General features: G+C 69.6%; 5 protein-coding genes. 2 read left to right on the plus strand and 3 right to left on the minus strand.

Features of this window, described 5'->3' with window-relative positions; translation table 11 throughout:
* On the minus strand, positions 1 to 194 hold a 194-nt coding region (locus tag VFF46_RS06375; protein WP_325036084.1), incomplete at its 3' end, for a helix-turn-helix domain-containing protein.
* Positions 195 to 302: 108 nt separating this feature from the next.
* On the opposite strand from VFF46_RS06375, the gene VFF46_RS06380 reads away from it, so the two are divergent.
* On the plus strand, positions 303 to 1,232 hold the full coding sequence (locus tag VFF46_RS06380; RefSeq protein ID WP_325036085.1) for a S1C family serine protease: 930 nt from the start codon (positions 303 to 305) through the stop codon (positions 1,230 to 1,232).
* On the opposite strand, the gene VFF46_RS06385 is transcribed toward VFF46_RS06380, so the two are convergent.
* Both VFF46_RS06385 and VFF46_RS06390 read right to left on the minus strand, forming a co-directional pair.
* Positions 1,222 to 1,755, minus strand: a complete 534-nt coding sequence (locus tag VFF46_RS06385) for a GNAT family N-acetyltransferase (protein ID WP_325036086.1) — start codon at positions 1,753 to 1,755, stop codon at positions 1,222 to 1,224. The genes VFF46_RS06380 and VFF46_RS06385 overlap by 11 nt on opposite strands.
* 23 nt (positions 1,756 to 1,778) lie before the next feature.
* Complete coding sequence (locus VFF46_RS06390) at positions 1,779 to 2,438, minus strand: MBL fold metallo-hydrolase (protein WP_325036087.1); 660 nt, start codon at positions 2,436 to 2,438, stop codon at positions 1,779 to 1,781.
* 207 nt (positions 2,439 to 2,645) lie between these two features.
* Between VFF46_RS06390 and uvrA the strand changes: the two genes are divergently transcribed.
* The coding region (gene uvrA, locus VFF46_RS06395; RefSeq protein WP_325036088.1) for an excinuclease ABC subunit UvrA at positions 2,646 to 5,455 on the plus strand (2,810 nt) is incomplete at its 3' end.

Raw genomic sequence — 5,455 nt, forward strand, 5'->3', positions numbered from 1 at the left:
GCGGGTTCGAGGACGGCGGCGAGCACGGCCGGCTTGCCGCTGAAGTGGTACAGCACCGTCGCCTTCGAGCAGCCGGCCGCGGTGGCGATGTCCTGCAGCGACGTCGCGTTGTAGCCGGCCGCCTGGAACAGGTCCATCGCCTGACGCACGATCTCGCGCCTGGTCCGCTCCCGGGCGGGGGTGGTGACTGCCATGTCAGCAGCTTGCCTGACCGATCGGCCAGTTTTCAACCGATCGGTCAGGATTGTGGTCCGGTTCACGTTGGGATTGCACAGTAATCTTGTAATTCAGGAGGTGGGGCAATGCCCGAAGACGATGTACTGGACGCTTACTCCCGGGTGGTCTCGGGGGTGGCCGAGCACCTGATCCCGCGGGTCGCGAGCCTGCGGATCCACAGCCGGCGCGGCGACTCGTCCGGCTCCGCGGTGGTGCTGACCGGCGACGGCCACCTGCTCACCAACGCCCATGTGGTCGGCGGCGGCACCGAGGCGTCGGCGGAGTTCGCGGACGGTACGACGGCGCAGGCGCGGGTGGCCGGCGTCGACCGGCTGTCCGATCTCGCCGTACTGCGGGCCGACCGGGAGATCCCGGATCCGCCCGAGTACGGCGACGCGGACCACCTGAAGGTGGGGAACCTGGTGGTCGCGGTGGGCAACCCGCTCGGCCTGGCCGGGAGCGTGACGGCGGGCGTGGTGAGTGCGCTCGGCCGGTCGCTGCCGGTCCGGAGCGGTGCCGGCAACCGGATCATCGAGGACGTCATCCAGACCGACGCCGCGCTCAACCCGGGCAACTCCGGCGGCGCGCTGGCCGACGGCAACGGCCGGGTGATCGGCATCAACACCGCGGTCGCCGGGATCGGTCTCGGCCTGGCGGTGCCGATGAATCCGACGACCCGCCGGATCATCTACTCGCTCCTGCACGACGGCCGGGTGCGCCGCGCGTACCTCGGTCTGGTGAGTACGCCGGCCCCGCTGCATCCGGCCCTGGCGGAGCGCTTCGACCAGCGGACCGCGCTCCGGGTCGTGGAGGTGATCCCGGCGAGCCCGGCAGCCGCCGCGGGCCTTCGGCAGGGCGACCTGGTGCTCGCGGTGAACGGCGTACCGCTGCGGGATGCGCAGTCGTTGCAGCGGCAGTTGTTCGAGGATGCGATCGCCCGGCGTACCGAACTGACGGCGATCCGGAACAACGCGCTCGTCGACGTGATCGCCTATCCCGCGGAGCTCACCGACTGATCGGGGCGCGGAGCAGGACGCAGGTGCCAGGCTTGAGTGGAGCGTTCGGGAAGGTGAAGTCGCGGGTCACCTCGGTGAACCCGAAGCTCAGGTGGAGGTCGAGGGTTGCGCCGTTTGCGACGTTGGCGAAGTAGTAGACCTCGTCGGCGCGCTCCGCGGTCCAGCGGATCCGCTCCCGGGTGAGCAGTTCGCCGATCCCGTGCCGGCGGTGCTCGGGCGCGACGATCAGCCCGATCAGGTAGTACCCGTCCGGGGCCGTGTTCGGCGGGTCGGTGGGGGAGATCCGGTGCCGGAGCACCAGCGCGTACCCGGCCACCTCACCATCCACCTCGGCCACCACGGTGTACTTCTCCGGATCCGCCAGATCCGCCGCCAGCCGAGCCCGCCGTACGTCGACCGCTCCGCCCGTCCGGGACACGATCAACTCGGCACACCGGGTCAGATCCGCGTCGACGGCTGGACGGACCACGACGTCGACCGTCCGCCGGACGACCCCGGGCTGGTACTCCGCGAACCCGTTCATGCCGCCACCCTAAGCCGGACTGGTTACCAGCCGCGTTCGCGCCATTCGGCGACGTGGGGGCGCTCGGTGCCGAGGGTGGTGTCGGCGCCGTGGCCGGGGTAGACCCAGGTTTCGTCGGGGAGGGGCTTGAAGAGCTTGGCGTCGACGTCGTTGATGAGCGACGTGAAACGGGCCTTGTCGCCCTGGGTGTTGCCAACGCCGCCGGGGAAGAGCGAGTCGCCGGTGAACAGGTGCGGGGCGCCGTCCGGGTCGTCGTACACCAGCGCGATCGAGCCGGGGGTGTGGCCGACCAGGTGGATGACGCGCAGGCTGGAGCGGCCGACGGCGATGTGGTCGCCGTCGTCGACCAGCTGGTCGGTCGGGACCGGGATGCCCTCGGCGTCGTGGCGGCCGGCGACCGTGGTGGCGCCGGTCCGGGCGACGACCTCGGCCAGCGCCTCCCAGTGGTCCTGGTGGCGGTGCGTGGTGACGACCCGCGCGAGACCGGCGTCGCCGATCAGCCGGAGCAGGGTGTCCGCCTCGTTCGCGGCGTCGATCAGGACCTGCTCGTCGGTCTGCCGGCAGCGGAGCAGATAGGCGTTGTTGTCCATCGGCCCGACCGCGACCTTGGTGATCATCAGCTTGGCCAGCTCGTGCGTCTGCGCCGGTCCGCCGACCTTGACGTTCCCGTGGTACTCGGGCATCTCGCCTCTCCCTGCAATCTCGGTGCCTGATCTCTGCGACACCGCCGATCCTGTCACCTCCGGCCGGGTTGTATCGAGCACCCTGCGCGATCGAATATACTTTCGAAGCAGCCGCCCGATCCGGCGGCGGAAGTTTTTGTCGGTGGGCCTCGTTAGCATGACGGGGGCATGCCTGGAACCCCTTCGAGAACTGTCGAGAGTGAGCTTGTGTCTGACCGTCTGATCGTGCGCGGAGCGCGTGAGCACAACCTGAAGGACGTCTCGGTCGACCTGCCGCGGGACGCCATGATCGTCTTCACCGGCCTGAGCGGCTCCGGGAAGTCCAGCCTGGCCTTCGACACGATCTTCGCCGAGGGCCAGCGGCGCTACGTCGAGTCCCTCTCGGCGTACGCGCGGCAGTTCCTCGGCCAGATGGACAAGCCGGACGTCGACTTCATCGAGGGCCTCTCGCCGGCGGTCTCGATCGACCAGAAGTCCACCTCGCGGAACCCGCGCTCCACGGTCGGCACGATCACCGAGGTGTACGACTACCTCCGGCTGCTGTTCGCCCGGGCCGGCCGCCCGCACTGCCCCGAGTGCGGCGAGCCGATCGCGCGGCAGACCCCGCAGCAGATCGTCGACCGGGTGCTGGAGCTCGACGAGGGCACCCGGTTCCAGGTGCTCGCCCCGGTGGTCCGCGGCCGCAAGGGTGAGTACGTCGACCTCTTCCGGCAGCTGACCGGTCAGGGCTTCTCCCGGGCCCGGGTGGACGGCGAGACGATCCAGCTGACCGAGCCGCCGAAGCTCGACAAGCAGAAGAAGCACAGCATCGACGTGGTGGTCGACCGGCTCGCGGTGAAGGGCTCCGCGAAGCAGCGGCTGACCGACTCGGTGGAGACCGCGCTCGGGCTGGCCGGCGGCCTGGTGGTGCTGGACTTCGTCGACCTGCCGGAGGACGACCCGCACCGCGAGCGCCGGTTCTCCGAGAAGCTCGCCTGCCCGAACGATCACCCGCTCGCGATCGACGAGCTCGAGCCGCGGTCGTTCTCGTTCAACTCGCCGTACGGCGCCTGCCCGGTCTGCACCGGCTTGGGCACCCGGATGGAGGTGGACCCGGAGTTGCTGGTGCCGGATCCGTCGAAGTCCCTCGACGAGGGCGCGATCCAGCCGTGGTCGGGGCAGAACGTCACGCAGTACTTCGAGCGGCTGCTCGAGGCGCTCGCGCGGGACCTGAAGTTCAAGACCAGCACACCGTTCGGCGAGCTGCCGGCGAAGGCGAAGAAGGCGCTGCTCACCGGCCACGACAAGCAGGTCCACGTCTCGTACCAGAACCGCTACGGCCGCGAGCGGTCGTACTACACGAGCTTCGAGGGCGTGATCCCGTACGTCGAGCGCCGGCACGCGGAGGCGTCCAGCGACACCGGGCGGGAGCGCTTCGAGGAGTACATGCGCGAGGTGCCGTGCCTGGCCTGCAACGGCGCGCGCCTGAAGCCGATCTCGCTGGCGGTCACGCTCGGCGGGAAGAACATCGCCGAGATCAGCGCGATGTCGATCGACGAGGTGCACGACTTCCTCGTCCGGATGGAGCTCAGCCCGCGGGAGAAGCAGATCGCCGAGCGGGTGGTGAAGGAGATCGGCGAGCGGCTCCGGTTCCTGCTCGACGTCGGCCTGGACTACCTCGCGCTGAGCCGGCCGGCGGGTTCGCTGTCCGGCGGTGAGGCGCAGCGGATCCGGCTCGCGACCCAGATCGGCTCCGGCCTGGTCGGCGTGCTGTACGTGCTGGACGAGCCGTCGATCGGCCTGCACCAACGCGACAACCGGCGGCTGATCGACACGCTGGTCCGGCTCAAGGAGCTCGGCAACACGCTGATCGTCGTCGAGCACGACGAGGACACCATCGATCACGCGGACTGGGTCGTCGACATCGGCCCGGGCGCCGGTGAGCACGGTGGACAGGTCGTGGTGTCGGGCACCGTCGAGGACCTGCGCAACCACCCGGACTCGATCACGGGTGCGTACGTGTCCGGCCGCAAGGAGATCCCGATCCCGGCGGTCCGGCGCCCGCTGACCGAGGGCCGCGAGCTGACCGTGTACGGCGCCCGGCAGAACAACCTGAAGGACCTCGACGTGACCATCCCGCTCGGGGTGTTCGTCGCGGTCACCGGGGTGTCCGGCTCCGGCAAGTCGACGCTGGTCAACGACATCCTCTACACGTCACTGGCCCGGCAGATCTACGGCGCCCGCGCGGTGCCCGGGCGGCACACGAAGATCTCCGGCATGGAGCTGGTGGACAAGGTCATCCACGTCGACCAGTCGCCGATCGGCCGTACGCCGCGGTCCAACCCGGCGACGTACACCGGTGTCTGGGACCACGTCCGGAAGCTGTTCGCGGAGACGCCCGAGGCGAAGGTCCGCGGGTACCAGCAGGGTCGCTTCTCGTTCAACGTCAAGGGGGGCCGCTGCGAGGCCTGCTCGGGTGACGGCACGCTCAAGATTGAGATGAACTTCCTGCCGGACGTGTACGTGCCCTGCGAGGTGTGCCACGGCGCGCGGTACAACCGCGAAACGCTCGAGGTGCACTACAAGAGCAAGACGGTCGCGGACGTACTGGACATGCCGATCGAGGAGGCGTCGGAGTTCTTCCAGGCGATCCCGGCGATCTCCCGGCACCTGAAGACGCTCGTCGAGGTCGGGCTCGGGTACGTCCGGCTGGGTCAACCGGCGCCGACCCTGTCCGGTGGCGAGGCGCAGCGGGTGAAGCTCGCCAGCGAGCTGCAGAAGCGGTCGACCGGCAGCACCGTCTACGTGCTCGACGAGCCGACCACCGGCCTGCACTTCGAGGACATCCGCAAGCTCCTCGCCGTGCTTTCCCGCCTGGTCGAACAGGGCAACACCGTGCTGGTGATCGAGCACAATCTCGACGTCATCAAGACGGCGGACTGGATCATCGACCTCGGCCCCGAGGGGGGCGACGGGGGAGGGCGAGTGGTGGTCGAGGGCACCCCCGAGACGGTGGCCAAGACGGCCGACTCCCACAC

The sequence above is a fragment of the Kribbella sp. genome, assembly GCF_035655035.1.
Classification (GTDB): Bacteria; Actinomycetota; Actinomycetes; order Propionibacteriales; family Kribbellaceae; genus Kribbella.